The 25,674-nt window shown below is 46.5% G+C and carries 27 protein-coding genes and 3 tRNA genes; 23 read left to right on the top strand and 7 right to left on the bottom strand.

The annotated features are described in order from the left end of the window. The first annotated feature begins 4 nt into the window (after window positions 1–4). The 5 genes from ACESZH_RS18265 to ACESZH_RS18245 all read left to right on the top strand — a co-directional run bounded on the left by ACESZH_RS18265 (window position 5) and on the right by ACESZH_RS18245 (window position 2,596). Window positions 5–77, top strand: a tRNA-Asn gene (locus tag ACESZH_RS18265). A 49-nt stretch (window positions 78–126) separates the two neighbouring features. Further along, window positions 127–198: transfer RNA gene (locus tag ACESZH_RS18260), tRNA-Glu, on the top strand. Between the two features lie 36 nt (window positions 199–234). Beyond that, window positions 235–305 (top strand) — tRNA-Cys (locus ACESZH_RS18255). An 85-nt stretch (window positions 306–390) separates the two neighbouring features. Further along, window positions 391–1,578 carry a sugar MFS transporter gene (locus tag ACESZH_RS18250; protein WP_373218056.1) on the top strand — a complete coding sequence of 396 codons (1,188 nt, stop codon included), beginning with the start codon at window positions 391–393 and terminating at the stop codon, window positions 1,576–1,578. A gap of 19 nt (window positions 1,579–1,597) precedes the next feature. Next, window positions 1,598–2,596: a M14 family zinc carboxypeptidase gene (locus ACESZH_RS18245; RefSeq protein ID WP_373218057.1), complete on the top strand. Its 999-nt coding sequence runs from the start codon at window positions 1,598–1,600 to the stop codon at window positions 2,594–2,596. Here ACESZH_RS18245 and ACESZH_RS18240 read toward each other — a convergent pair. Genes ACESZH_RS18240 through ACESZH_RS18225 form a run of 4 tightly spaced genes read right to left on the bottom strand, consistent with a single transcriptional unit; the run spans window position 2,538 to window position 6,397 of the window. Then, the gene (locus tag ACESZH_RS18240) at window positions 2,538–3,701 is read right to left on the bottom strand and encodes a DHHW family protein (protein ID WP_373218058.1); all 1,164 of its coding nucleotides are present in this window, start codon (window positions 3,699–3,701) and stop codon (window positions 2,538–2,540) included. The genes ACESZH_RS18245 and ACESZH_RS18240 overlap by 59 nt on opposite strands. A 12-nt stretch (window positions 3,702–3,713) precedes the next feature. Further along, a complete protein-coding gene (locus tag ACESZH_RS18235; protein WP_373218060.1) occupies window positions 3,714–5,102 on the bottom strand; it encodes an MBOAT family protein in 1,389 nt (462 codons plus the stop codon). Window positions 5,103–5,126: 24 nt separating this feature from the next. After that, a complete protein-coding gene (locus ACESZH_RS18230) occupies window positions 5,127–5,603 on the bottom strand; it encodes a DUF4358 domain-containing protein (protein WP_373218062.1) in 477 nt (158 codons plus the stop codon). Beyond that, on the bottom strand, window positions 5,600–6,397 hold the full coding sequence (locus tag ACESZH_RS18225; protein WP_373218063.1) for a GDSL-type esterase/lipase family protein: 798 nt from the start codon (window positions 6,395–6,397) through the stop codon (window positions 5,600–5,602). The genes ACESZH_RS18230 and ACESZH_RS18225 overlap by 4 nt, the downstream gene beginning before the upstream one ends. Before the next feature lie 173 nt (window positions 6,398–6,570). On the opposite strand from ACESZH_RS18225, the gene ACESZH_RS18220 reads away from it, so the two are divergent. The 7 genes from ACESZH_RS18220 to ACESZH_RS18190 all read left to right on the top strand — a co-directional run bounded on the left by ACESZH_RS18220 (window position 6,571) and on the right by ACESZH_RS18190 (window position 13,149). Further along, window positions 6,571–7,383 (top strand): DUF308 domain-containing protein, encoded by an 813-nt coding sequence (locus ACESZH_RS18220; RefSeq protein WP_373218065.1) that lies wholly within the window; start codon window positions 6,571–6,573, stop codon window positions 7,381–7,383. 27 nt (window positions 7,384–7,410) lie between these two features. Further along, window positions 7,411–8,214, top strand: a complete 804-nt coding sequence (locus tag ACESZH_RS18215; protein WP_373218066.1) for an arginase family protein — start codon at window positions 7,411–7,413, stop codon at window positions 8,212–8,214. Continuing rightward, on the top strand, window positions 8,204–8,962 hold the full coding sequence (locus tag ACESZH_RS18210; protein ID WP_373218068.1) for a prolipoprotein diacylglyceryl transferase: 759 nt from the start codon (window positions 8,204–8,206) through the stop codon (window positions 8,960–8,962). Before ACESZH_RS18215 ends, ACESZH_RS18210 begins: the two co-directional genes overlap by 11 nt. 32 nt (window positions 8,963–8,994) lie before the next feature. Further along, a complete protein-coding gene (locus ACESZH_RS18205; protein ID WP_373218070.1) occupies window positions 8,995–10,743 on the top strand; it encodes a S8 family peptidase in 1,749 nt (582 codons plus the stop codon). A 160-nt stretch (window positions 10,744–10,903) separates the two neighbouring features. Beyond that, entirely contained in the window at window positions 10,904–12,283 is a 1,380-nt protein-coding gene (locus ACESZH_RS18200; protein ID WP_373218072.1) for a uracil-xanthine permease family protein, read from the top strand. Window positions 12,284–12,506: 223 nt separating this feature from the next. After that, window positions 12,507–12,989, top strand: a complete 483-nt coding sequence (locus ACESZH_RS18195) for an RNA polymerase sigma factor (protein ID WP_373218073.1) — start codon at window positions 12,507–12,509, stop codon at window positions 12,987–12,989. A 1-nt stretch (window position 12,990) separates the two neighbouring features. After that, window positions 12,991–13,149: a hypothetical protein gene (locus ACESZH_RS18190; RefSeq protein WP_373218074.1), complete on the top strand. Its 159-nt coding sequence runs from the start codon at window positions 12,991–12,993 to the stop codon at window positions 13,147–13,149. Between the two features lie 106 nt (window positions 13,150–13,255). Here ACESZH_RS18190 and ACESZH_RS18185 read toward each other — a convergent pair whose 3' ends face one another. The 3 genes from ACESZH_RS18185 to ACESZH_RS18175 form a co-directional block, all read right to left on the bottom strand. Further along, window positions 13,256–14,488 carry a 6-phosphofructokinase gene (locus ACESZH_RS18185; RefSeq protein ID WP_373218075.1) on the bottom strand — a complete coding sequence of 411 codons (1,233 nt, stop codon included), beginning with the start codon at window positions 14,486–14,488 and terminating at the stop codon, window positions 13,256–13,258. 104 nt (window positions 14,489–14,592) lie between these two features. Further along, entirely contained in the window at window positions 14,593–15,597 is a 1,005-nt protein-coding gene (locus ACESZH_RS18180) for a radical SAM protein (RefSeq protein WP_373218077.1), read from the bottom strand. An 8-nt stretch (window positions 15,598–15,605) separates the two neighbouring features. Further along, window positions 15,606–16,049, bottom strand: a complete 444-nt coding sequence (locus ACESZH_RS18175) for a C-GCAxxG-C-C family protein (protein ID WP_373218078.1) — start codon at window positions 16,047–16,049, stop codon at window positions 15,606–15,608. A gap of 191 nt (window positions 16,050–16,240) precedes the next feature. Here ACESZH_RS18175 and ACESZH_RS18170 point away from each other — a divergent pair, with 191 nt between their 5' ends. The 11 genes from ACESZH_RS18170 (at window position 16,241) to rplI (ending at window position 25,618) form a co-directional block, all read left to right on the top strand. Continuing rightward, window positions 16,241–16,597: a hypothetical protein gene (locus ACESZH_RS18170; RefSeq protein WP_373218080.1), complete on the top strand. Its 357-nt coding sequence runs from the start codon at window positions 16,241–16,243 to the stop codon at window positions 16,595–16,597. After that, window positions 16,566–18,446, top strand: coding sequence for an AAA family ATPase (locus ACESZH_RS18165; protein ID WP_373218081.1), 1,881 nt, complete (start codon window positions 16,566–16,568; stop codon window positions 18,444–18,446). Before ACESZH_RS18170 ends, ACESZH_RS18165 begins: the two co-directional genes overlap by 32 nt. A gap of 14 nt (window positions 18,447–18,460) precedes the next feature. Continuing rightward, complete coding sequence (locus tag ACESZH_RS18160; RefSeq protein ID WP_373218082.1) at window positions 18,461–19,744, top strand: L,D-transpeptidase family protein; 1,284 nt, start codon at window positions 18,461–18,463, stop codon at window positions 19,742–19,744. Between the two features lie 64 nt (window positions 19,745–19,808). Further along, complete coding sequence (gene srtB, locus ACESZH_RS18155; RefSeq protein ID WP_373218083.1) at window positions 19,809–20,642, top strand: class B sortase; 834 nt, start codon at window positions 19,809–19,811, stop codon at window positions 20,640–20,642. 29 nt (window positions 20,643–20,671) lie between these two features. Continuing rightward, window positions 20,672–21,397, top strand: coding sequence for an NAD-dependent protein deacylase (locus tag ACESZH_RS18150; protein ID WP_373218085.1), 726 nt, complete (start codon window positions 20,672–20,674; stop codon window positions 21,395–21,397). Window positions 21,398–21,427: 30 nt separating this feature from the next. Beyond that, window positions 21,428–21,616: a DUF951 domain-containing protein gene (locus ACESZH_RS18145; protein ID WP_373218086.1), complete on the top strand. Its 189-nt coding sequence runs from the start codon at window positions 21,428–21,430 to the stop codon at window positions 21,614–21,616. A 112-nt stretch (window positions 21,617–21,728) separates the two neighbouring features. After that, on the top strand, window positions 21,729–22,016 hold the full coding sequence (gene rpsF, locus ACESZH_RS18140) for a 30S ribosomal protein S6 (protein ID WP_373218087.1): 288 nt from the start codon (window positions 21,729–21,731) through the stop codon (window positions 22,014–22,016). Window positions 22,017–22,094: 78 nt separating this feature from the next. After that, on the top strand, window positions 22,095–22,550 hold the full coding sequence (locus tag ACESZH_RS18135) for a single-stranded DNA-binding protein (protein WP_373218088.1): 456 nt from the start codon (window positions 22,095–22,097) through the stop codon (window positions 22,548–22,550). 19 nt (window positions 22,551–22,569) lie between these two features. Then, window positions 22,570–22,836 (top strand): 30S ribosomal protein S18, encoded by a 267-nt coding sequence (gene rpsR / locus ACESZH_RS18130; RefSeq protein ID WP_373218089.1) that lies wholly within the window; start codon window positions 22,570–22,572, stop codon window positions 22,834–22,836. A gap of 281 nt (window positions 22,837–23,117) precedes the next feature. After that, the gene (locus tag ACESZH_RS18125) at window positions 23,118–25,172 is read left to right on the top strand and encodes a DHH family phosphoesterase (RefSeq protein ID WP_373218090.1); all 2,055 of its coding nucleotides are present in this window, start codon (window positions 23,118–23,120) and stop codon (window positions 25,170–25,172) included. Further along, the gene (gene rplI / locus ACESZH_RS18120; protein WP_373218091.1) at window positions 25,169–25,618 is read left to right on the top strand and encodes a 50S ribosomal protein L9; all 450 of its coding nucleotides are present in this window, start codon (window positions 25,169–25,171) and stop codon (window positions 25,616–25,618) included. The genes ACESZH_RS18125 and rplI overlap by 4 nt, the downstream gene beginning before the upstream one ends. Window positions 25,619–25,674 lie beyond the last annotated feature (56 nt).

Raw genomic sequence — 25,674 nt, 5'->3', positions numbered from 1 at the left:
ATAATCCTCCTTAGCTCAGTCGGTAGAGCATGCGGCTGTTAACCGCAGTGTCGTTGGTTCGAGTCCAACAGGGGGAGCTATTTCGGAGCATGAAGCCCGAGAGAATGAGTAATCCCTTTAAAATCCGGCTCCATGGTCAAGCGGTTAAGACACCGCCCTTTCACGGCGGTAACAGGGGTTCAAATCCCCTTGGAGTCATCTTTTTCGAAAGAATGCATATAATATAATAGATACGGTGCCATAGCCAAGTGGTAAGGCAAAGGTCTGCAACACCTCTATCCCCGGTTCAAATCCGGGTGGCACCTTTGAAGCTCCTTGATTTTTCAGGGAGCTTCTTTTATCGTATACCAGAAAAAAGCTGGATATAAGTACATAGGGAGAAAATACTACATGAAGAAAAGCTATCAAACGACAATCTATGCCTGCTTCATCGGCTATGTTGTGCAGGCCATTGTAAATAATTTTGTACCTCTTTTGTTTTTGACTTTTCAAAAAAGCTACGGGATACCATTGTCCAGCATTACCATGCTGGTCACCATTAATTTTGGAATCCAATTGATCGTGGATTTGCTTTCAGCAGGTTTTGTAGACAAGATAGGATACCGTACTGCTGTTGTCATTGCGCATGTGTGCGCTGTCTGCGGCTTGGTATCCCTTACAGTAATGCCGGATCTGTTTTCCAACCCGTTTACCGGGCTTTTGGTTGCTGTAATCATCTATGCAATCGGCGGAGGCTTGATAGAGGTACTGATAAGCCCTATTATGGAAGCTTGTCCCACGGATAATAAGGAACAGGCAATGAGTTTGCTTCATTCCTTTTATTGCTGGGGACATGTGGGAGTCGTATTGATTTCCACAATCTTTTTTGGTTTATTTGGAATCTCCAACTGGAAAATTCTGGCGCTTATCTGGGCCGTGATACCGTTTATAAATGGCATTATTTTTACAAAGGCACCGATAGCCCCACTGATCGAGGAGGGTGAAACAGGTTTTTCTATAAAGGAATTATTCGGGAAAAAAGTGTTCTGGATTCTGATGCTGATGATGACCTGTGCAGGTGCAAGCGAGCAGGCAGTAAGCCAGTGGGCATCCGCATTTGCGGAAAAAGGACTGGGTGTAAGTAAGACGATCGGAGATTTGGCTGGTCCTATGGCATTTGCGGTACTGATGGGAATTTCCCGTGCATACTATGGAAAATATGGAAATAAGATTGATCTGGACCGTTTTATGGCAGGCAGCGGCATATTATGCGTGGCTTCTTATTTATGTATTTCCCTGATACCAATACCAGTAATAGGGCTGTTGGGATGTGCCGTGTGCGGTTTGTCAGTGGGAATCATGTGGCCGGGAACCTTCAGTAAAGCTGCAGCATCTTTAAAAAGCGGCGGAACAGCCATGTTTGCACTGTTGGCATTGGCAGGAGATTTGGGATGCTCCGGTGGTCCCACATTGGCGGGAATGGTGTCAGGACAGTTTGGAGATAACCTGAGAATAGGAATTTTGTCCGCTATTATTTTTCCTGTATTGCTGCTGGTAAGTCTGGCGGTCAGCAGGAAAACAGGGGCGGGAGAAAAATAGGTAGATCGTGTGGTTGCTTATGGAACGTTTTGTATATTCCTACCAGCAGATGTGCAGAGAGCTTTGGGAACTGAATGAAAGCTTTTACAGAGAGATGACGATAAATACCATAGGAAAAACAGAAGATGACAGGGAGATTTTTCAGGCCATGATCGGGCAGGAAAAAGCTTCCTGTCATTTGTTGCTTCATGGGGGAATGCACGGACGGGAATATATGAACTGTGCACTTTTGCTGAAACAAATGAAAGATTATTTGGAGAAAGGCGGCATAGAGAAAAACAAAGAAGTATGTGTTCATATTGTTCCTATGGGAAATCCTGACGGTTGTACCATCAGCCAGCAGGGGGTATCCGGGATCAGAAGAAAAGAGCTGAGAGATTTATTAGAGGAATGCCGGAAAAACAGAATGAATTTCTCAAATACAGAGCATGATGCGGAAAATTTTTTCCGGAGATGGAAGGCAAATGCAAGAGGTGTTGATATTAACCGTAATTTTGCTGCAGGCTGGCAGGGACTTCAGACGGAAGAAAGAAGATTGAGGGGCTACAGGCAGCCGGGACCGGAGGGATATGCAGGGGAATATCCGGAAAGTGAGGCAGAGACGAGAGCAATCTTAAGACTTGCCAGACGAGAGCCTTTGTTTGGCAGCATTGCCTATCATTCCAGTGGAAGGCTGATTTATTGGGATTATGGAAGCGTTGGGGATATTTATGAAAGGGATAAACGACTTGGCGAAAGAATCAGCAAAGAAACGGGGTATAAGCTGCATTCCACAGTTGAGGATAGGACAGAAGGAGGAGGCTGCAGCGATTATCTTACTCTGAAGCTTCAGATTCCTTCTGTCACGATTGAAACAGGGCGGCACCCCTGTCCGTTGCCAAAACACGAGTTTCCCGGGATATGCAGCGAAAACCGGAATGTCTGGCAGGCCGCCATAGACGCACTTTTGGAAGCCTCGCCTACGGATTCTGAGGCGTCAGAGCCAACTCCAGAGAAGTATCGGAAAAGAAAGTATTAGCATTGTAAAGATAGAGCACTTCCTGGATATTTTCCACCTGAATCAATTCCTCCAGATCTCCGTAATAATACCTGGGATCCACCATCACGATAGTGCGGTAATGCTGGACAAGGAATGGGATAAAGCAGTTTGCATAGGAATCCTTAAGAACCAACAGAGTCCTGTTTTCTTCGACAGGGGTGTTGATTATGACCTTGGGATGGTTTCCGTCAAAAAACAAGGCATATTTATCGCGGCCCTTTAACTGTTCAGTGGAATAAAAGCTGGCTGATTTTTTCTGCTGGTCCACGTATGTGACTACTGAGGAAAGGCTGCTGTCCCTGGGAAGAAACACATCCATTTCATCCTTTTCATTGGAGCGGAAACCGCTTTTCGCAGAAAGAGTTCCCTGAAAAGAATAGGAAACGGGAAGCTTCTCGTAAGAAACAGAAGCAGTGTCCAGATTCATTTCTTCGGCTGCCTTCAGATAAGCAAAATAAGCTCCCTGGGTAGTCCAGTGATGGTCTGTGCGGTAGTAGATCCCTTCATCCTTGTGCTGGGTCAGGGTATCCCGGACATCGATAAAGGTAATCCCTGCGTTTTCCATAGCATCCTTGGAAGCGTTCAGATAAGGATTCTGATTTTGGGCAGGCGCGGAAGCGGGGAGCTTGTCACTGAGGATATTTACAGCATTGGGTGCAATGAGGGCATATTGGCGAAGCTCTGGATGGCGGGCAGCAAAGCCTGTTATGGAGTTGACAGTAGCATTGAGCCGGGACTGGGATGGAGGCTGAAAAGCTTCCATCAGATAGCCGTCTTTGCCAAGATAAACCCCATTTCCATCTGTCCGTCCCAGAAGGCGGTCAGCAGATGCCTTTAAGGAAACCCAAAGGTCGCGTCCGAAAAACTGGTCGTTTACATAGGTTTCATATTGTCTGGCAAGCTTTCCGGAGGCAAGGTGGGAAAGACTTATTTCCGGACGGGAAGCCAAAACCCTGTTTTCCTTTTGGGAAAAATTCCGGTTGGGAGATATGATATTGATGACCATAACAAGCAGCAGAATAACAGGAAAAACAATTCCCATGAGCCGGAAAAAATATTGATAACCATGTTTTTTCTTTTTCATAACGATCCTCTTCTAAAACTGTAAATATAAAAATGGTGTGTAGGAATTATAGACCATGTAAGCAATACAAAGCAATAACAGGGCGATATTTACTGCACAGGCCGTTTTTCGGTTCCTCAGGGTCAGCCGTTTGAAGCCTTGATAAAGACCGGGCCGGCAGGCAATAAGGCTGACGACAGACAGCACCAGACCTGTTTTCAGGTAATACAATGCGGTTTTATCTGCAAAGCAGGAGGCAGTGATTCCAAACATCCTGAGCAAATAATTACCCATAGAAGCAAAATCAGTCTGACTGAAAAATACCCAGCCAAGCATGACAGCCAGCATGGTATATAGGTTTGCCGCCCAGGGAGGGATCCTGGTAAGGAGATTCTTCAGCGCATATTTTTCAACAAGGAGAAGCAGCCCGTAGTAAAGTCCCCACAGAATAAAGTTCCAGCTAGCTCCGTGCCACAGTCCGGTCAGAGCCCACACGATCAGGATATTTCTGATATGGGTTCCTTTTGGCACGCGGTTTCCTCCAAGGGGAATATAGACATAATCCCGAAACCAGCTTCCCAGTGAAATGTGCCAGCGCCGCCAGAATTCTGTTATGCTGGTGGAAAGATAGGGATAGTCAAAGTTTTTCAAAAAGTCAAAGCCTAACATTTTTCCAAGACCGATTGCCATATCGGAGTAACCGCTGAAATCAAAATATATCTCCATAGTATAGGCAAAGATCCCAAGCCACGCTGAGACGACGGAATTGCTGCCGGATGCCGAGACAGAGGTGTACAGCAGGGAAAGATTATCTGCAAGAAGAACCTTTTTGGAAAGCCCTTTGATAAAAAGCTCGGCTCCCACACCAAGCCGCGGCAGGCTGATCCGGCGGTTCTTAAGCTGCTCTGCAATATCTGTATAACGAACGATCGGTCCTGCAGCCATGTGAGGAAACATGGTACTGTATACGCCAAAGGTGAGAAAGCTGTGCTGGGCGCTGACCTTTTTTCCGTAAACGTCAAAAATATAGGAAAGATTTTTAAACGTATAAAAGGAAATTCCGATGGGCAGGGAAAGGTCAGGGTGGGAAAGGACCGTTCCAAACAGATTTCCGATGGAATCCAGGAGAAAGCCATAGTATTTGAAGAATCCCAGGATCAGCAGGTTTACGGTGACCGTAAAGATCAGGTTTCGTCTGCGGCTAACCGGGATGCCTTCCAGGCGTTCCAGCTCCAGGCCCATGTAGTAATTAAAAAAGCATGAAAAAAGCATAAGGAGCAGATAAACAGGTTCTCCCCAGGCATAAAAAATCAGGCTTCCTGCTAAAAGTACCGGATTGCGGAAACGTTCCGGTACCAGGTAATAGAGAAGCAGAAATACAGGTAAAAAATAAAATATAAAGAAAATACTGCTAAATACCATAATCTTTTATCTCCATGACAACGGTTAAATGAGGGACAGAAAAAGCTTTCGAAGCTGGGGTGCAGCCTCTCCGCACAGGTAGTAGACATAGCGGCCACGGCTTTCAACTGTGGCTTCATTGAGAAGCGCCATCTGGTCCGTACCATAGCCTTCGAAAATATTTTTTTGTTCCGTGAGATGCTTCTGTGCGTTTTCCAGAAGAGCATCGGTCTGTTTTTTGTCACGGCCTTTGACAATAAAGACCTCCTCCACAGCCATGGGAGAAGCGGCTTTATAGAAGAACCAGCCGTCTGTTTCATTGCCGTCAATCTGATAAAAACGCCGGAGGTCCGTAAGACTCTGCTTTTGCAGGTCTGTTACAGCCGTTTCTTTTTCCATGGAAGCGGCGATATTGTCCATGGGAATGTTTTTGGCATAGTCCGAAAAATATAAAAAGCCAAGATAGGCTGCCAGAAAAAGTACCATTGCAGCTTTTATGATCATGTGTCTGTCTGGTTTCATATCAATCCTGCCGTTTCCGCCATATAGGTCAGCCACTGCGGATAGTAATCCGCAATTACGTGCTCGCCGTCAGGCTCATACATATTTTCTTTTCCCTCCACAAGAAAGGAATTGTCAATAAAGGTACAGCCCGTCTCCTGGCAGACAGTCTCCAGAGCCTGATTGAATTCCCTATAGTAGCCCAGAGACGGAGTTTCATCAATGGCTGACTGCAGGACAGGCAGGATGCTGTTTATATAAACAGGGGTATCAGGAAGCGCGGCCTGGATTTTTTCGATTTTTGTTCGGTAGGCATCGGCAAAATCCTGGGAATTTCCCTCATAAAGCTCCAGATCATTGGCGCCAAACGCCAGAAAGAGCGTAAGCGGGTGAAGGCTTATGGCGGTGTCAAGCTGTTCGTCCGCATCATCAATGCGAAGACCGCGTTTGCTGATCACTACGTCTGTGTCCAGATAGCCGTATTCTACAATGGATTCCGTAATGGAGTCTCCTACGATAATGCTGCCTCGGTATGCCTGCTTTAACTGGACTGTGCTGAGAGCCTGGATGGAAGGCTCGTCATCGGAGTCCTGGGTGTCCTGGCTTTGGGAAGCTTCTGTGGCTCTCAGATCATTGAGCTGCTTCTCCGTTGCAGCTATATCGGCATTTTCCAGGGCTTCCAGCAAGGCGACATTTTCCTTACAGGCATCCTCTGAATCTGAACGAGAGGATAAAAAAGCTATTCCGGAAATGAGCAGTACGGAGACTGGGATAACTGTAAAAATGAGTTTTAAATGTGAAGCGTTCTTTTTCATAGATCCTTCCTGCGGTGATACATTGGGTACCAACGACTTTTCGAGATATTTCGACTTTATTATAATACGCGTATGGAAAACTTCAAGTGTAATTAAGAGTTATTGCTCACAAGTTTGTATGGACGAAAAAACAGAAAAGAGTTATACTAACGGATAGAATAGGAGGATATCATATGGGTAAAAAGGTGAATAAATTCTTAAAAGGACAGATAGCCACCAGTATTTTTTATATTGTGTTCGGCCTTTGCCTGGTGTTGATGCCGGTGAAGACTGTGGATGTACTGTGCAAGGTGGTGTTTGGCCTGCTTCTGATCGGTTCCGGTCTGTATCATATTTATATTTTTGTGCGTGAAAAAGATAATACTACCATACTGGATTTATTTTCCGGTGTATTGGTGCTGGTGATCGGAGGTTTCCTTTTTACGAATCCACAGGTTGTGATCAAGCTTTTGCCTGTGATGCTGGGGGCCTTTGTACTGGTGGATAGCATCTGGACGATGAGAGGCGGACTGAAGCTGAAAAAGCGCAGACTTGCGTCCTGGAAAGCGTTTCTTGTGGAGAGCCTGATTTTTATTGTACTTGGTGTCTTTCTCATTGCGTACCCCTTCCAGAGTGTAAATGTGATGCTGATGTTTGCCGGATGGATCTTTCTGTGCAACGGCGTCCTGGATCTGATTCTCTACATTATTCTGCAAAAGGGTATGAAGAAAGAGATCACTGCTGAGGAAAGTACGGAAGAAAAGACGAGCACTTCCGCTGATAAAGAGGCTGTGGAAAAAACGGAAGAGTCTGTGGATGTCACGGAAAAAGAGGAAAAAACGTCAGAGAAAATATCGGAGGAGATAAGGCCAGCCGAAATTGCGGCAGAGGATGAGACGGAGACAGAAATTGCGGCGGAAGTGGTGAAGGATGACACAGAGCTGTCCGGCAAGGAAGAAATTTCTCCGGAGACTGAACAGGAAGTCCTGGAGGAGTGGAAGGACTGAGAAAATATAAGAAAGCGATGTACCGCTATGGATAAAACAGAGAACAGCGGAATTGTAATAATGGATTTCTCCGGAATATATGAGGAAGAACAGTTCTGGAAGGAAGAAAAGGTGTCCTGGGTGAAGGCCCGGGACCTTTCCGGAACAAACTGCTACTGCGATGGGGAGGCATTTGAGGTGCTCAGAGAAAAGATCGCAGAGTTTCCAGCCGGGGGAATTCATTTTATTGATTCCGGGAACTATCATTATATGAGCCGTATCTGGCTTGAAAAACTGGAAAAGCCATTTTGTCTGTTGGTGTTCGATAATCATACGGATATGCAGCCTCCTGCATTTGGAGGGCTTTTATCCTGCGGAGGCTGGATCGCCTCGGCACTGGAAGAGCTGGAAAATTTAAAAGAAGTCATACTTGTGGGGCCGGATGAGGCAGCTTATGACCAGGTGGATATGGTGCTGAAGAAAAAAGTACGGTTTCTGAGCAGGGAGGAGCTGGAATGGCATAGAAGCGGCGAAGTGGGTTTACCGGCAGCCGTGGAATGCTTTTTTAAGGAGATTCCCGTGGAACTGCCATTATATATTTCGATTGATAAGGACATTCTGTGCAAGAAAGATGCCAGTACCACCTGGAGCCAGGGGGATATGTCCCTGGAGGAGCTGAAGAGCTGCCTGGAGACAGTTTTCCTTCATTTACGTGAAAAAGGAGGAAAAATTGCCGGTGTGGATATCTGCGGGGAACAAAACCAGGAGGAAGGTGCGTCAGGCAGTGTAAACGACAGGGCGAACAGAGAGCTTTTGGATGTAATAAAGAGAGGAGCAGTATTTGAAGAATGAATTGTTGAGAATCGGTCCGTTTACCGTGTACGGTTATGGATTTATGATAGCTATTGGAATTTTGGCGGCGTATTTTACCGGGGAATACCGGGCAAAAAAATATAAGCTGGAGTACCAGCATGTCTTTTATCTTGTGATCTGGTGCCTGCTGGGCGGCTTTACGGGTTCTAAGATCCTGTATTGGGCTACAGAGTGGAAAAGCATTATAAGTGATCCGGGATTTCTCCTGGATACTCTGACAGATGGATTTGTGGTATTTGGAGGAATCATAGGCGGGATTTTGACAGCCTATGTTTACTGCCGGATCAGACATATTAATTTTCTGGCGTTTTTTGATGTTTTGATGCCTTCTGTGGCACTGGCACAGGGATTCGGGCGGATCGGCTGTTTTTTAGCAGGCTGCTGCTACGGAAGAGAAACAGCAGGAGCGCTGGCAATTACCTTTCATAACTCTGATTTTGCACCAAATAACATAGCCCTGGTTCCTACACAGATTTATTCCAGTATTCTGGATTTTCTGCATTATGGGCTGCTGCTGTACATTCTGAAGCATAAAAAGAGGGATGGCCAGGTCGGTGCAGCATATCTGATCTGTTATAGTGTGGGCAGATTCATCCTGGAATTTTTCAGGGGGGACTTGGAAAGGGGAAGCGTGGGTGTGCTTTCCACTTCACAGTTTATCAGTATTTTTACGCTGCTTGCAGGCATTGGTCTGCTGGCTTGCATAATGGGACGCAAACGGGCATAGTCTTTAGCAATGGCAATCGAGGAGGACTGTGAATGTTTGGACCAGAGGATTTTATAGAAAATGAAATAAAGATGCAGCAGGAGGTCCCCGGAGCGCAGGAGACGGCAGAGGTGCCGGCTCAGAGTGAGCGCTTCGGGGATTTTATTGTGAGATACGAGCAAAATATCCGCGAGATGATAGAAAATATACCGGGACATTCCTTTCAGTCGATCAGTGATATTTTCGGCGTGGTTTATGTACCTCTGGATCAGATCCCTGAAATTGCGATAAACAGCTATTCTTACGGTTCGATACCCAAATGCTATACATACATGGACCTGGAAAGCCAGAATGCTTCCGGTGTGACAAGGCTGCATAATCATCCATATCTCCAGCTGCGGGGAAATGGAACAGCGGTGGCAGTGATCGATTCGGGGATTGACTACCGGAATCCAGTTTTCCGCAATGCAGGAGGAAGCAGGATCATGTATATCTGGGATCAGACCTTAGAGGGTGGGCCGGATGAGCAGGTACCCTATGGCAGACTTTTTACGAAAGAGGATATTGACAGGGCGCTGGCTTCTGAAAATCCGCTGGAGGTGGTGCCTTCTACAGATACAAACGGACACGGGACCATGATGGCAGCCGTGGCAGCAGGGAATCTGGTCTTGCAGGAGGAGTTTTCCGGAGCAGCCCCGGAGGCATCCCTGATCATCGTAAAGGTAAAGCAAGCAAAACAGTATCTGCGGGAATTTTATTTATTTCCACCTGATGCGGATCTGTTTCAGGAGGATGATCTTATGCTGGGAATGGCTTATTCCATACGATTTGCCAGAGGGCTGGGGATGCCTCTTTCCTTTTGCCTGGGAATCGGAACAAGCCAGGGAGGACATATCGGGAAAAATCCCATAAGCCAATATGTGGATTATATAGCAGGTATTTCAAAGCTTTCTGTTTCCATAGCTGCGGGAAACGAGGGTGCTTCAAGGCATCATTATGCCGGCAATTTCAACGGAAGGAATGAGATGGCATCCGTGGATCTGAGGGTGGCGGAGAATGAGGAAAGCTTTACCATGGAATTCTGGGGAACCGCACCGGAAATTTATAATGTTTCCATTCAGGCTCCCACAGGAGAAACGCTGGATATCAGTTCCTCGCTGGGGGCGGTGACGCAGGAGCTTTCTTTTGTCTTTGTGGAAACTAAGGTGCTGGTTAATTATGTAGCCATTGAACGTCAGTCAGGCAATACCCTTGTGTATTTCCGGTTTCTTCAGCCGGCATCCGGAATATGGAGGATTTTTGTGAGAGGAAAGGAGCCGCAGAATGCCAGCTTTCATATGTGGCTGCCGGTGGAAGGATTGATCTCGCCGGATACCTTTTTTCTGGAATCATCACCTTATAATACGGTGACTGCGCCGGGAGATTCCACGGATAGTATTACGGTGACGGCGTACCAGTACAGGGATAACAGCCTGTATGTAAATGCAAGCAGAGGTTTTATGCCAAGCGGGGAAGAGACACCCCAGATCGCAGCTCCCGGAGTAGGAATCCGTGTACCGCTGTTAAATGGAAGCTTTGGAACTGCGTCCGGAACCAGTCTGGCAGCAGCGCAGACAGCAGGGGTGGCGGCTTTGCTGTTCGAGTGGGCGGTCATCAGAGGAAATCAGCCTTATTTTTCAGGCTCCAGTGTGAAGTATTATTTGGAGAGAGGGGCCAGAAGGGAGGAAAGAATGCAGTACCCGAATCCGGACTGGGGATATGGAAGGCTGGATCTTTATCACACCTTTGAGCTTTTGACATAAGGGATTTTGGGAGAGAGCTGCTGAAAAGTAGACAAATTTCATGAGAAAAGATTGTGAATGATGACAACAATAATTTTTAGGGAACCTAATTGTTTTTGCATGCCCGATTTGATATAATGGGAGCACGATACATGAATAATGTAAAAATCGGGAGGTTTCTATGAAAAGAGGCAGCATTTTTGAAACAGACGGCATACCCCAGTTCCATGAGGCTCTTCCTCTGGCGTTGCAGCATGTGGTGGCAATGATCGTGGGGTGTGTGACACCTGCCATTATTATTGCGGGGGCAGCGGGGATAAGCAATGAAGACCAGGTGATCCTTATTCAGGCGGCATTGGTAGTTGCGGCTTTTTCTACCTTGATCCAGCTTTTTCCTATTGGAAAGAAGTTCCCCATCGGTTCCGGTCTCCCTATGATCATGGGAGTGAGCTTTGCCTATGTGCCCAGTATGCAGGCTATTGCAGACGGATATGGAATTGACACCATTTTGGGCGCGCAGGTTGTAGGCGGTGTCATAGCTGTAGTTATGGGAATTCTGGTGAAAAAGATCCGGGTATTTTTTCCGCCGCTGATCACAGGAACGGTGGTATTTACCATTGGTCTTTCCCTGTATCCCACTGCTATTAATTATATGGCAGGCGGTACCTCCAACCCGGATTATGGTTCCTGGCAGAATTGGCTGGTGGCATTCTTTACACTGACAGTGGTAACGGTTCTGAATCATTTTGGAAAGGGAATCTGGAAGCTTGCTTCGATTCTGGTGGGAATTGTTGTGGGATATATTGTGTCCATTCCCTTTGGAATGGTAGATGTATCCAGCGTGGGGAGAGCCAGTGCATTCCAGCTCCCGAAGTTTATGCACTTTGGGATACATTTTGAAATTTCCGCGTGCGTGGCAATCGGACTTCTCTTTGCCATCAATTCTATTCAGGCAATTGGAGATTACTCGGCAACCACCATCGGAGCCATGAACAGAACTCCAAAGGACCAGGAATTGCAGAGCGGTATTGTTGCATATGGTCTCACAAATATTGTGGGAGCGCTGTTTGGAGGGCTTCCCACAGCTACATACAGCCAGAATGTCGGTATTGTGACCACCACCAAGGTGATCAACCGTTGCGTACTGGGACTGGCAGCGATCATTCTGGGAGTGGCAGGTATTGTGCCGAAATTTTCAGCGCTTCTTACCACGATTCCCCAGTGCGTACTGGGAGGCGCTACCGTATCTGTATTTGCATCCATTGCTATGACAGGTATGAAGCTGGTTGCTTCTGCAGAGATGGACTATAGGAATTCTTCTATCGTAGGTCTGGCGGCTGCCCTGGGCGTGGGAGTTTCCCAGGCAACATCGGCATTGTCCACCTTCCCTGAATGGGTTACCATGATTTTCGGAAAATCTCCGGTGGTTCTGGCAACGATCATTGCTGTATTTATGAATATCATTCTTCCTAAGACCAGAAACGAAAAGAAAGAGGAAATGCAGCATGATGCTGAGGTAAAGCATAAACTGGAGGAGGACCACAAAAGGTTCGAAAAATAGTAATATAAATAAAAGAAAATGGCTGTCGTTTATGCGGCAGCTTTTTCTGTATCAGGATTTACATTTGAGTGAATTTTTCGGGAAGCTGAATGGTATACTGGTATTAATGGGACTGATGAGGAACGCACAACATAGGCAGAAAGTGTTGGGTTTAAGGTTCTTATAAAAAAATTTGTCACCTTTTCGTCTTTTAATGTGTGTTACATATAAGGAGAAGACGTTAATGGATGATAATAAAAGAAGAAATCTGGAGGCGGTTTTTTCCAGGTATAACCAAATGCTTTATAAAATTTCAATAATAATGCTTTGCAATGAACATGATGCGTGTGATGCGGTGCAGGAGACTTTCGTCAAGTATTTGGAATACAATGGGTCATTCCATGACGATGAACACGAAAAGGCATGGCTGATTCGTGTGAACATCAATGTCTGCAAAAACTATCTGCGGTTTCACAGCCTTCATCCGACGGTGGATTATGAGCAGCTCACCATGAAATACCATACGGAAGAGGAGACTGGCTTGATGGATGAGCTGTTCCAGCTATCACAAAAATCAAAAGAGGTTATGATTTTGCATTACATTGAAGGATATACCAATGCGGAAATTGGAAAAATACTTCGAATCTCGGAAAGCGCTGTCAAGAAACGAATGGAGCGCGCCAGAAATGAATTGCGTAAACGGTATAATAAGCATTTAGAGGATTGAAATGATGAGGTTTGAGAAGTTAGCGGAACTGGCCGATGATATTACCATGTCTGATGAAAATAAGAGACAGATACTCCAGAATTGCAAAAAAAGGTATGAAGAAAGAAAAAAACGCAGGTTACTGACTACCATTTTAATGGGAATGGTAAAAACAAGATAAAGGATTATCCCGATTTTCTATTCGTTCATAAAAGTTATTAAGCAGGAGAAGCCGCTGCTTCCCTGACATTTTGTAAAGTGTCAGGGAAACAGCGGCTTCTGTCTGTTTATTTAAATTTCCTGTATACCACAACCGGAAGTCCGTCTTCACCAAGAGGAAGCTCTGCACGGCCCTGAATAAGCGGGCGGGCATATTTTATAAACTCTTCGGTCACATCGGAGTCGTCCCGGATCCAGTCCAGCGGGACGGTTTTTTCCATATTGCAGATCGCATTGACATCTTCAAGTCCGCATTCCATGCGATAGCCGCCATCCGGATCCTCACAGCGGACGAAGGATACCATTTTTCCGGTTTCTCCCTTCAGGGCAGCCTGCACACCGTAGCGACCGGCCTGCACGGCCTCCTGCTGGTCTGTAGCCGAGAGAAGGGAGGCAGAGCAGCGCTGGCTTACGTTTAGCTCTACGGAGCGGGCTTTTACGCCCAGTCTGCTTCTTACCAGGTTTTCCAGATATTTGCCGCAGCCGGCCAGCATTTTGTGCCCGAAGGTATCTGTGCCTACGGAATTATCGTATTCGCAGATAAAGGTGCCCTTTGCGTCATGAATACCTTCGGAAACACAGACTACCACGTTGCAGTTCTTTTCAAAGGCTGCCTCGACCTTCTGAAGAAAAGCTTCCGTATCAAAGGCGGTTTCCGGAAGGTAAATCAGAAGGGGATTGTCACCTGTATATTTTCTGGCAAGTACGCTGGCTGCCGTGAGCCATCCGGCGTGACGTCCCATGATCTCCACGATGGTAACGGATTTCTTTTCATAAACGCTGGCATCAATGGCAATTTCCCGCACCGTGGCAGCCACATATTTTGCGGCGCTTCCAAAGCCGGGCGTATGGTCAGTGTGTACCAGATCGTTGTCAATGGTCTTCGGCTCTCCGATGACACGGATATCGCTGCCAACAGATGCAGCATAGCGGGAAAGCTTGCTCACCGTGTCCATGGAATCATTTCCGCCGATGTAGAAAAACCAGCCGATGTTCAGTTCCTGAAATTTCCGGAATAACTGAGGATAAACCGGGTCCTCCAGTGATTCAGGAAGCTTGTAGCGGCAGGAGCCAAGGTAAGCGCCGGGCGTGTATTTCAGGCCTTCCAGCTCTTCGCCGGGAAGTGCCTCGTCGAAATCCAGGATAGTGTCATTTAAAAATCCCTCGATTCCGTTTACCATGCCGTATACATGTCCGATCTCCTCATGGATACGTCCTTCGGAAACAACTCCGTAAAGACTGCTGTTGATAACGGCAGTAGGTCCACCGGATTGTCCTACCAGTAGATTCTTTTTTTCCATAAAGTCCTCCTAGTTATATACTTTAAAATAGATTTCAAGTGTTCACATTATACCATAATACAGGGGAGAACACTATGGAAAAAGTTTTTTTCAGCGGCTTATTCTCAAATTGGCACATTTTCCCGCTTCTGGATTACCTGATAGCCGCATTCGGTAAAGTAGGCTTTCGCTGTGTCCGGAGTGAAGGCGTTCCAAAGGCTGTCTGCCACTTCCGTATCCCGGGGAATGGCACCGCGTTCAATGACGACTACGTTGGCACCGCTTTGGATCACAGCTTTGGAGGGCGGATGTGCGCAAATATCACGGACACCGGAGCAAAGCCTGGTGACAGCAATGATCTGTGCAAGCCTTTTTTCTGAGAGAGCAGGCAGCTCGCCTAGGGGCGTTCCTTTTACCGGAGTCCTTGCCATGGCTCCGGAGACGACTACACCATAGCGGATAGAGTTTAATAACACATCGGCAATTTCCTCATTGGTATGCTCCGGACCAACCGGCTCTACAAGGTGAATCAGCTTCAATTGGGAATCCCGGACAGAAGCCAGAGTGTTCAGACGGTCCTTGGGGTCAAAAATGGTATCAATTCCTTCCCGGAGGCGAAGGGCATGATAAACGCCGTCAGCACCGCTGGCATGGATTTTGTCTGCCTTTTTAAGATCAAATTCTCCAATGTTTAAAACCAGCTCGTACTCTCCCGGAACCTCACAACGTATACTTTTCAGAAAGTCACATAAGGTATCAATGCTGTAAAACTCGGTGGTGCGCAGTACAATAAAGCGGATACCCTGCTGTACATATTCCTGAATCTGGGAAATGATTTCGCTTTGGGAAAAGCTTTTGCTTTCTTTTACAATGCCCCATGCCTCACCGAGAGAGCAGAATCTGCAGTTCATAGGACAGACGGCAAAATCCACGCCGATAGCGCCCCACAGATATGCTTCGCCGCCTGTGATCTGTTTGGATGCTTCATAGGCTGACTGGCACAGATAGCGGTATTCATCACTGTCCTGTGAGATGCCAAGGAGTGTAACAATTGTCTCTTTAGGCTGGACAATGCCGGAGAGACTGTCAGCCTTTACTTTGTCAATCAGTGTTCTTATAGTTTCGTTCATTTTGACCTCTATTCTGCAAGCATGTCGTCCAGGATCTCACAGGCAGTGCAGGCAAACTGCGGACATTTTGTCATCAGAAGGTTTTCTGCCATGATCTTTTCCATTTCTTCCGGTACGCTTAGATCATAGCCATGCATTTTCTTACAGATCAGGTCACTGGATTCTGCGGCAAATCTTTCTTCAAATTCCTGCTTTTTAGCAAGCATGTTCTTCTTTGTTTCGGTATCGCCTTTTTCGCATGGACCGTATTTTAAGCCAAGGGCCATCAGTGCGCCTGCAACGCAACCGCAGGTTTCACCGTGCCACATGCCGCCCCCGAAGGCTGCTGCGATTTTTCTGGCAGTGTCCGGATCAAAACCAAGCTTCTCGGCCGCATAGCCGAATACAACCTGGGAGCAGTCGATTCCGTTTGCAAAACAATCACAGGCAAATTCTTTTGTCATTTTTTCCATTGTCATATCCTCCTGGTATTTTATATTGCTCGTCTTTATTAGACCAGAACTATTGGATTAAGTCTATTAATTTTATTGCAAAATTTGTAATATTTTTATATGTTATTTGCCGATTATGGAAAGGGTTGCATATGGAGCATTTTCTGATAAAATATAAGAAAAAGTCCGGTGGATTTTGTTGGAGTGGAAAAATGGACGAGAGTATGGGAAAACAGGAGCTGTACCGGAAATTTCAGGAAACCGGGCAGGAGAAGAGAAAGCTTGAGATCGCGTTGGAGGGCTTTTTTATGGAAAAAGGAGAGGAAGCCCGCAAGGAGGTTTATGGAACATATCTGAAGCGGCGCATCCGGTCTGCTATGGAGGTGCTGATCCGGTCGGAGGATGTGGGAAAGATGGAAGTGCTGGAGCAGCAGGGATGGTTTGGGGCAAAGGAGCTGGAAGGCTTTTTGCGGACTGCGAGGGCAGAGAAAAGCCTGTCGTCCCTGGCATGGCTTTTGCGGTTAAAGGATGAAAAGTATGGATACGAGGACAGGGATTTTACCCTGTGAAGCAGGGAAGAATATGTCTGCAAACGAAATGGCAGAGATCAGAAAAAGTAAAATGAGTGCACTGGGACTTCGCGTCCTTCAAGTCTGCCGGAATGAACTGTATGCCCGTTATCCTTATCTGGACGGGGCGTTTGCCAGTCTGGAATATAAGGCATCGGGGGAAACCGGGGGAATCGGAACAGACGGCACCCATATTTTATTCCGGCCTGACTTTCTTTTGAAATGTTACGTGCATGATCCTGAGAAGGTGAGGAAGGGCTATCTGCACATGCTGCTGCACTGTCTGTACCTGCATCCTTTTCAGAAAAAGGCGGAAAATATCCGGCTCTGGAACCTGGCGTGTGATATGGCTGTGGAACAGATCCTTGAGCGGGAATGGGGCTTCGGCACCGGCGACGGGGCGGAGATTTATCCGCTGGTACGTCAGCGGCCCATTTTGCTTATGGGGCCGCCTGGTATCGGCAAGACTGCTGTGATGGAGCAGATTGCCCGGGAATGCGGAGTAGGTTTGGTGGCGTATACCATCACCCATCACACTCGACAGAGCGCTATCGGGCTGCCCGAGATCGTGACCAAAAGCTTTGACGGCACCCGGATGGATGTGACGGAATATACCATGAGTGAGATCATCGCTTCGGTGTATGAGTGTATGGAGCGAACGGGAAAAAGAGAGGGAATCCTTTTTATTGACGAGATCAATTGTGTCTCGGAGACACTGGCTCCTACCATGCTTCAGTTTCTGCAGAACAAAACCTTTGGCAGCCATAAGGTACCGGAGGGCTGGATGATCGTTGCAGCGGGAAATCCGTCCCGGTATAATAAGTCCGTCCGGGAATTTGATATTGTAACCCTGGACCGCGTGCGGAAAATCGACATTATGCCGGATCTTTCCGTGTGGATGGAGTATGCCTGGAAAAACCAGGTACACGGAGCGGTTTTGTCCTATCTGAGCATTAAGGAGGAAAGCTTTTACATAGTGGAAAATACAGTGGACGGCAAATTCTTTGTCACGGCAAGAGGGTGGGAGGATCTGTCTGAGCTTCTGAAAAGCTACGAGGAACTGGAAATCCCTGTGACGGATGAGCTGATGTCCCAGTTTTTACAAAAGGAAGAGGTTGCCAGGGATTTTACCGCTTATTATCAGTTATACCGGAAATACGGGAGCGATTATGGTATCAGGGAAATCCTGGACGGCAAGCTGAACGAAGTTGCGTATGAGAAAAAGATTTCCATGGCAAAGGAAGGTTCCTTTGAGGAGCGATTTACTGTGACGGGGCTGCTTTTGGCAGGAATAAACAGGGAAGTTTCCGAATTTGAAAAAACGGACAAAAAAGTGGGCGGCGTTCACAGGCTGCTGACACATTTAAAAAAATATCTACAGGAAAAACAGGATATCCAGTGTATAGAAGAATTTCTGAAGGAGCAGAGGAAAAGCCTTGCTGTGAAGCTGGAAACGGAACTGATTTCCCGCGGAGAGGCCGTGGAATGGGAAACGCAGTTTCATATTCTGGATACCTACAGACTTGCCCTGAAAAAAGAGCATATCCATGACCCGGAGAAAGGTTTTGAGCGAATCCGGGAGATGTTTGGCGAACTGACAGAAGAAAGACTGGGTGTGGCGGAAAAGGTAAAGGACAGTCTGGAAAGAGCTTTTGGTTTCATGGAAAGAGCCTTTGGTGATGACCAGGAGATGGTACTGTTTGTGACAGGGCTTACAGGAAATGAGCGGGTGAGTGCCTTTATCGGAAGTCACGGGTGTAAGCCGTATTTTAAATACAGCGGGAAGCTGCTTTTCCGTAAGGAGGAGCAGAAGCTTCTGGCAGAGTGCCGGAAAATTTTAGAAAAATAGCGGAGGAAAAAAGGATGAAAAGGAAACTGAAAATGGTGTTTTGGGGACTTTGCATGGCAATGCTTCTGGCTGGAAACATTTCTGTTTGCCAGGCGGCAGCGGCACAGACCACATCAAAGGACCAGGCTGGGGGGGAAAAACCGGGAAGAGTCAGTCTGAAAAGTGTGAGTGTGGTAAGCGGAGATAATATGCGGATCACATGGAATCCGGTCAGCGGCGCACAGCGGTATCAGATATACAGAAAGCAGAGCGGCACATGGAAAAAAATCGGGACCTGCAAAAGCACAAAGCTTTCCTATACCGATAAAACAACCCTGGTTGGCGCGAAATATCAGTATCGGGTGAGAGCCTATGCAAAAATCGGGGGAAAGGCTGTATATGGGACTTTCAGCAAGGCAAGCGCGGTCGTAACCCAGAACTTCTACGGAAAGCCAGTGAGCATTTCCAGTGTAAAGTCGTCTGATCCGAAAACTATGGAAATTAAGTGGAAAGCACGGGCAAAAGCTACCGGATATGTGATTTACCGGAGAACTGAGGATACTGCCTGGAAAAAGATCAAAACCGTAAAAAAAGTAACCTCCTATACCGATAAAAATCTGGTCGGGGGAACGGCGTACTATTATACAGTCCGTGCGTTGTCTAAAGCAAATGCCAAAGCAGGGATTACAAAAACACTGTACAGTATTTATAACAAAAATGGAGTGAAGGCCGTTGCCATGAGAGATAAATGGGAACAGCTTCTGTATGATTACAGCAATGACGGGGAAACAAACCAGCTTGTTTTTGTAAAATATACAGGAGGAAGCAGCGCAAAGGTAGAGATGTACCAGAAGAGCAGAACAGACTGGACCTGCATTTTGGCCTGTGACGGATATGTGGGGGCGAATGGAATCGGTAAGCAGATCGAGGGAGACAGAAAGACGCCCACAGGAACCTTTAATCTTACCAGCGCTTTTGGCATTAAGAAAAATCCGGGAGCAAAAATGTCTTACGTGCGGGTGAATAAATATCTGTACTGGTGCGGAGATGCGCAGTATTATAACAGGCTGGTCGATGTCAGGGAAAAGCCCCATGTGTGCAGCGGGGAGCATCTGATCGATTATGTGCCCCATTATTACTATGGAATGTTTCTGGATTACAATAAGGACTGCGTGTACAAAAAAGGATCGGCAATATTCCTTCACTGTACAGGCTCCAATCCTTATACGGGCGGATGTATTGCGGTCAGCCAGGATAATATGATCAAAATCATCCAGAATGCGGAGCCCGGGGCGAAAATCTGTATTTACAGTATGTAAAGTGGAAATTATTATGATATAATAACGGACAGGGGGAATGAATAAGACTGACAAGGAGGATATTATGAGGGATAACGAAAAGAGAAAGCCCAAAAAGAAGAAAAAAGCCGGGGATATCCTGCTGACAGTGGTTTTGCTGGTGGCGATCGGCGTTTTCTGCTATGCTGCGTTTAATCTCTATCATATTTACACAGAATATAAAAAGGGTTCGGATGAATACAACAAGATTGCCGAGATGGCAGTGACGGAGCGCGACCCGGATGAGGACGATCTGGTTGAGATGTCAGGCCCGGATGGACCGAAGCTTACTGTGCCAATGAAGGTGGATTTTGCATCCCTCAGGAGTGTGAATGAGGATGTGATCGGCTGGATCTATATTGAGGCGCTGGACGGAGTAAGCTATCCGGTGGTAAAGGGATCGGATAACAATACATATCTTCATATGACTTATGAAAAAAATTATAATTTTGCAGGGACGATCTTTATTGATTATGAAAACAGTGCGGATTTTAATGACTGCAATACCCTGGTATACGGTCATAATATGAAGAATGGCTCCATGTTCGGGCAGCTTAAGGACTTCAGCAAGGACGAGAGTGCATACGGAAAAAGCAAGTATTTCTGGATTTTTACCCCGGAGAAAAATTACAGGTATGAAATTATTTCTGCCTACACCACAGCGGTGAACAGTGATACGTATACCTTGTTCAAAGGTCCCGGGCAGGAATTCCAGGATTACCTGAACAAGATCACCGGATATTCGGAAATCCAGACTACACCAGGGGATATGACCATCAATGACAAAATTGTTACACTGTCCACCTGTACAGGAAATGAGTCTACCAGATATGTGGTGCAGGGAAAACGTGTGGATGCCGTGGACGTGGAACAGCAGTAGCGGAAAGCATTCCGGAAGGGAGGATACATATGGAAAAAGAAATTGCAAGACTGCAGGAACTGATCGATCAGTATGATAACATTGTGTTTTTTGGAGGCGCAGGGGTTTCCACGGAGAGCGGGATTCCGGATTTCAGAAGTCAGGATGGCCTTTATAATCAGAAATATGACTATCCTCCGGAAACCATTTTGAGCCATACCTTTTTTATGCGTCATCCTGATGAATTCTATAAGTTTTATCAGGATAAGATGCTCTGTGATACGGCTAAGCCCAATGCAGCGCATCTGAAGCTGGCTGAGCTGGAGCAGGCGGGAAAGCTTAAGGCCGTGATAACCCAGAATATTGACAATCTGCACCAGATGGCAGGAAGCAAAAATGTTCTGGAGCTTCATGGAAGCGTTTACCGCAACTATTGCATGAAATGCGGACGGTTTCATGATTTTCACTATATGAAAAATGCCAAAGGCGTCCCGCGCTGTGAGTGCGGCGGTATTATAAAACCGGATGTAGTGCTCTATGAGGAAGGACTGGACAATGACACTATTAATGCTTCTGTCAGGGCGATCGCCAATGCCCAGGTTCTGATCATCGGGGGAACATCCCTGGCGGTATATCCGGCAGCAGGGCTGATCGATTATTTCCGGGGCGACCATCTGGTGGTGATCAACAAATCCTCCACCCCAAGGGATGGTTATGCGGATCTGCTCATAAAAGAGCCTATCGGAAAGGTATTTTCACAGATCATAGTCAGATAGACGCAAAAAGCATATGAAGGAGTTGGGATCATGGGACTTCTATACGAAGTGGGAGATATTGTAACGCTGAAAAAGGGACATCCCTGCGGCAGCAAGGAATGGGAAGTTTTAAGAGTGGGAGCGGATTTCCGTTTGAAATGCCAGGGATGCGGTCATCAGATCATGGTACCCAGAAAAATGGTAGAAAAAAATACAAAAAATCTGCAAAAAAAAGCATAATTCTGCTTTACAGCTTCGGAAAAATATGTTAAAATCTTCAATCGTGATATATTAAATATCCTTGCTCTTTGACAGGTAAAGGGCCATTAGACCATGAGGAGGTAAGACAAGCATGAACAAGTACGAGTTAGCATTAGTTGTGAACGCTAAACTGGAAGACGAAGTACGTGACGCTGTAGTTGAGAAAGCTAAAGGTTACATTACTCGTTACAACGGCGTAATCACAGAGGTTGAAGAATGGGGTAAGAAGAAATTAGCTTACGAAATTCAGAAAATGCATGAAGGCTTCTACTACTTTATTCAGTTTGAAGCAGACGCACAGTGTCCGGCGGAAGTAGAAAGACATGTACGTATCATGGACAACGTATTAAGATACTTAGTCATCAGAAAAGACGCGTAATCTTTTTACTTGAAAGTGGATTTTAGAAAGCACCATTAAGAACCCGTTCACCCGACATTAATGAGAGAGGTAAGACGAATGAACAAAGTCATTTTAATGGGACGCTTAACGAGAGATCCTGAGGTCAGATATTCCGCAGGAGAAAACGCACTGGCGATTGCCAGGTACACATTGGCAGTAGACAGAAGATTCCGCCGCGATGGAGAGGCAAGCGCTGATTTTATCAGTTGTGTTTCTTTCGGACGTACTGCGGAGTTTGCCGAGAAGTATTTCCGTCAGGGACTGAAGATCGCGGTTACAGGCCGTATCCAGACCGGAAGCTACACCAACCGTGAAGGCCAGAAGGTCTACACCACAGAGGTAGTTGTGGAGGAGCAGGAGTTTGCTGAGAGCAAAGCTTCCAGCGACAGCTATGCAGCATCCCATCCACAGCACAGCGCCCCGGCACCGTCCATGCCAAGCCCCAGCGCAGCAACTGCTGACGGCTTCATGAACATCCCAGATGGAATCGATGAGGAGTTACCATTTAACTGAAAATAGGAGGAAAGTAATCATGGCTTACAACAATAGAGGCGAAAGACCAGATTCTCCAATGAAGAGAAGAGGCGGCCGCAGAAGAAAAAAAGTTTGTGTATTCTGTGGTAAAGAGAACAATGAGATCGACTACAAGGATGTGGCAAAATTAAGAAAGTATGTTTCCGAGAGAGGTAAGATCCTTCCGAGAAGAATCACCGGAAACTGCGCAAAACATCAGAGAGCGCTGACCGTTGCTGTTAAGAGAGCACGTCACCTTGCACTGATGCCGTATATCCAGGACTAATATAAACGCAAGTCGAGCAGCAACCTGCGTTTATGAGCATGTAGCAAAGCGGGATGCGAATGTCCGCTTTACCGGCAATACCGCCATCCGAGAGGGTGGCGGTATTTTTTTCCATGTATTCTATGGTAAAATCCACTGGAATCTGTTATAATAATCAGGGTATTGCTTTTTGGGTCAGAGAAAGCATCCCCCAATTGTTCTTTGAACAAGAAGGTTCCTGTTTGATTCCGGTTATTTACGGAAGCAATATTAGTTGTCTATATAGAAAGAATGGAAAAGATATGAAAGATAAACTGAAATTTAAAGGACCTATGAAGCATTTTATGAGGTGGCCGCTTTATTTATCACTTCTTCTGGTGATTTTAAATGTGCTGATATACCTCGTGAACATTAAAGCGGGAATTCTCGCAACATTTGGCCTGATCGTGTATATTGCTGCCGCTGTGGCTGTTACCATGTACCATAAGCCCAGGGTGCTTAACGATCTGATCGACTTTGCAAATCAATATGATGCGCTGGAGAAGCGTATGCTGGAAGAACTGGCACTGCCCTATGCGATCCTTGACACCAAAGGTAAAATGATATGGTCCAACAAGGTTTTTGCCAGCCTTACAGGAAAAGGGCAGTTTTACAAAAAAAACATCAATACAATTTTTCCGGAGATCACACCAGAGAGCCTGCCGGCACAGGAAGAAAAGGAAATCTCTGAACTCAGCATCCGGCTGGGAGAGCGGGTATACCGGGTTTCCATGCAGTTGGTGACCATGAAGGAAATGGTGAATAAGGTCGATATCCTGCAGGATATGGAAGAAGAATTCCATCTCATTGCCATGTATCTTTACGATGAGACAGAGCTGCAGGAATACATTCAGAAGAATGAGGATGACAAGCTGGTAGTTGCTCTGGCTTATCTGGACAATTACGAGGAAGCTTTGGAGAGCGTAGAGGAAGTGCGCCGATCCCTTCTGACCGCGCTGATTGACCGTAAGATCACGAAATATTTTTCCAATTTTGACGGTCTGGTGCGGAAGTTGGAAAAGGACAAATATTTCCTTATCATGCGCCAGAGTTCACTGGAAGCTTTGAAGGAACAGCGTTTTCATATTCTTGACGAGGTAAAGACCGTAAATATCGGAAACGAGATGGCTGTGACCTTAAGTATCGGATTCGGATTGAATGCGGCAAACTATCTCCAGAATTATGAGTATTGCCGGATTGCCATTGAGATGGCTTTGGGACGCGGCGGTGACCAGGTAGTTATTAAAAACGGCGATTCCATTACTTACTTTGGCGGAAAAGCCCAGCAGATGGAAAAAACCACCCGGGTAAAGGCAAGAGTAAAGGCTCAGGCGCTGAAGGAATTTATGAGCACCAAGGATCGTGTGGTGGTCATGGGACATAAGATCACGGATGTGGATGCGCTGGGTGCGGCCATCGGTATTTACCGTGCGGGCAAAACCCTGGGCAAGCCGGTTCACATTGTGGTAAATGATCCGACTACGTCCATCCGTCCTCTGATGGCGGGATATATCAACAACCCGGATTATGAACCGTCCATGTTTGTGGACAGCTCACAGGCACGGGAGCTGGTGGATAACAATACGGCTGTGATCGTTGTGGATACTAACAAGCCAAGCTATACGGAATGTCAGGATCTGCTTTATATGACAAAGACGATCGTGGTATTGGATCACCACAGGCGCGGCAGCGAGGTGATCCAGAATGCAGTTCTTTCCTATGTGGAGCCATACGCTTCCTCTACCTGTGAAATGGTTGCGGAGATTCTGCAGTATTTTTCGGACGACCTGCGCCTGCGTAATCTGGAAGCAGACTGCCTGTATGCGGGCATTGTTATTGATACCAACAATTTTACAGCGCGATCCGGTGTACGGACCTTTGAGGCAGCGGCTTTCCTGCGCAGGAACGGCGCGGATATCACAAGGGTGCGCAAGATGCTGCGGGATAACATAGAGTCCTATAAAGCACGAGCTGAAGCTGTGCGGACTGCCCATATTTACCAGAAATGCTTTGCCATTGCAGTATGCCCGAGCGAAGGTCTGGAAAGCCCTACCGTGGTAGGCGCTCAGGCAGCAAATGAGCTTTTGAATATTGCGGGAGTAAAGGCATCCTTTGTTCTTACTGCCTACAACCATGAGGTGTATATCAGCGCACGTGCCATTGACGAGGTCAATGTACAGGTGATGATGGAGAGAATGGGCGGCGGAGGCCACTTAAATATTGCAGGTGCACAGGTTAAGGCATCTGTGGAGGAAACCGAACAGATGCTAAAAGATATTATAGATCAATTATGTCAGGAAGGAGAAATTAACCAATGAAGGTAATTTTATTAGAAGATGTAAAATCTCTTGGAAAAAAAGGAGAAATTGTAAATGTCAGCGATGGGTATGCCAGAAATATGATCCTGCCGAAAAAGCTGGGTGTGGAAGCAACTCCAAAGAATTTAAATGATTTAAAGCTTCAGAAAGCAAATGCTGAAAAAGTGGCGCAGGAAAATCTGGAAGCCGCCAGAGCCTTTGCAAAAGATCTGGAGGATAAGGAGATCATCCTTACTCTGAAGGTGGGAGAGGGAGGAAAAACCTTCGGCTCTATCTCCACAAAGGAAATATCGGAGGCTGCAAAGGAACAGTTAAATCTGGATATTGATAAGAAAAAACTTCAGCTTCCCAATCCGATCCGGAATCTGGGCGTGACAAATGTACCGGTACGTCTGCATCCAAAGGTGACAGGAAGCCTGAAGGTATGGGTAAAGGAAGCGCAGTAGAACACAGCTCACGCTGCGGGGATGCGTACAATTTTTAGATTGCTGTAAACTAAGTT

Source organism: Ruminococcus sp. 5_1_39BFAA (assembly GCF_964240875.1).
Classification (GTDB): Bacteria; Bacillota; Clostridia; order Lachnospirales; family Lachnospiraceae; genus Blautia_A.
This window is presented reverse-complemented; position numbering and strand designations above follow the sequence as displayed.

Excerpts from the sequence above, each read along its gene's own strand:
- ACESZH_RS18250 (WP_373218056.1), top strand. The coding sequence starts at position 391 with ATGAAGAAAAGCTATCAAACGACAATCTATGCCTGCTTCATCGGCTAT.
- ACESZH_RS18245 (WP_373218057.1), top strand. The coding sequence starts at position 1,598 with ATGGAACGTTTTGTATATTCCTACCAGCAGATGTGCAGAGAGCTTTGG.
- ACESZH_RS18240 (WP_373218058.1), bottom strand. The coding sequence starts at position 3,701 with ATGAAAAAGAAAAAACATGGTTATCAATATTTTTTCCGGCTCATGGGA.
- ACESZH_RS18235 (WP_373218060.1), bottom strand. The coding sequence starts at position 5,102 with ATGGTATTTAGCAGTATTTTCTTTATATTTTATTTTTTACCTGTATTT.
- ACESZH_RS18230 (WP_373218062.1), bottom strand. The coding sequence starts at position 5,603 with ATGAAACCAGACAGACACATGATCATAAAAGCTGCAATGGTACTTTTT.
- ACESZH_RS18225 (WP_373218063.1), bottom strand. The coding sequence starts at position 6,397 with ATGAAAAAGAACGCTTCACATTTAAAACTCATTTTTACAGTTATCCCA.
- ACESZH_RS18220 (WP_373218065.1), top strand. The coding sequence starts at position 6,571 with ATGGGTAAAAAGGTGAATAAATTCTTAAAAGGACAGATAGCCACCAGT.
- ACESZH_RS18215 (WP_373218066.1), top strand. The coding sequence starts at position 7,411 with ATGGATAAAACAGAGAACAGCGGAATTGTAATAATGGATTTCTCCGGA.
- ACESZH_RS18205 (WP_373218070.1), top strand. The coding sequence starts at position 8,995 with ATGTTTGGACCAGAGGATTTTATAGAAAATGAAATAAAGATGCAGCAG.
- ACESZH_RS18200 (WP_373218072.1), top strand. The coding sequence starts at position 10,904 with ATGAAAAGAGGCAGCATTTTTGAAACAGACGGCATACCCCAGTTCCAT.
- ACESZH_RS18195 (WP_373218073.1), top strand. The coding sequence starts at position 12,507 with ATGGATGATAATAAAAGAAGAAATCTGGAGGCGGTTTTTTCCAGGTAT.
- ACESZH_RS18190 (WP_373218074.1), top strand. The coding sequence starts at position 12,991 with ATGATGAGGTTTGAGAAGTTAGCGGAACTGGCCGATGATATTACCATG.
- ACESZH_RS18185 (WP_373218075.1), bottom strand. The coding sequence starts at position 14,488 with ATGGAAAAAAAGAATCTACTGGTAGGACAATCCGGTGGACCTACTGCC.
- ACESZH_RS18180 (WP_373218077.1), bottom strand. The coding sequence starts at position 15,597 with ATGAACGAAACTATAAGAACACTGATTGACAAAGTAAAGGCTGACAGT.
- ACESZH_RS18175 (WP_373218078.1), bottom strand. The coding sequence starts at position 16,049 with ATGGAAAAAATGACAAAAGAATTTGCCTGTGATTGTTTTGCAAACGGA.
- ACESZH_RS18170 (WP_373218080.1), top strand. The coding sequence starts at position 16,241 with ATGGACGAGAGTATGGGAAAACAGGAGCTGTACCGGAAATTTCAGGAA.
- ACESZH_RS18165 (WP_373218081.1), top strand. The coding sequence starts at position 16,566 with ATGGATACGAGGACAGGGATTTTACCCTGTGAAGCAGGGAAGAATATG.
- ACESZH_RS18160 (WP_373218082.1), top strand. The coding sequence starts at position 18,461 with ATGAAAAGGAAACTGAAAATGGTGTTTTGGGGACTTTGCATGGCAATG.
- srtB (WP_373218083.1), top strand. The coding sequence starts at position 19,809 with ATGAGGGATAACGAAAAGAGAAAGCCCAAAAAGAAGAAAAAAGCCGGG.
- ACESZH_RS18150 (WP_373218085.1), top strand. The coding sequence starts at position 20,672 with ATGGAAAAAGAAATTGCAAGACTGCAGGAACTGATCGATCAGTATGAT.
- ACESZH_RS18145 (WP_373218086.1), top strand. The coding sequence starts at position 21,428 with ATGGGACTTCTATACGAAGTGGGAGATATTGTAACGCTGAAAAAGGGA.
- rpsF (WP_373218087.1), top strand. The coding sequence starts at position 21,729 with ATGAACAAGTACGAGTTAGCATTAGTTGTGAACGCTAAACTGGAAGAC.
- ACESZH_RS18135 (WP_373218088.1), top strand. The coding sequence starts at position 22,095 with ATGAACAAAGTCATTTTAATGGGACGCTTAACGAGAGATCCTGAGGTC.
- rpsR (WP_373218089.1), top strand. The coding sequence starts at position 22,570 with ATGGCTTACAACAATAGAGGCGAAAGACCAGATTCTCCAATGAAGAGA.
- ACESZH_RS18125 (WP_373218090.1), top strand. The coding sequence starts at position 23,118 with ATGAAAGATAAACTGAAATTTAAAGGACCTATGAAGCATTTTATGAGG.
- rplI (WP_373218091.1), top strand. The coding sequence starts at position 25,169 with ATGAAGGTAATTTTATTAGAAGATGTAAAATCTCTTGGAAAAAAAGGA.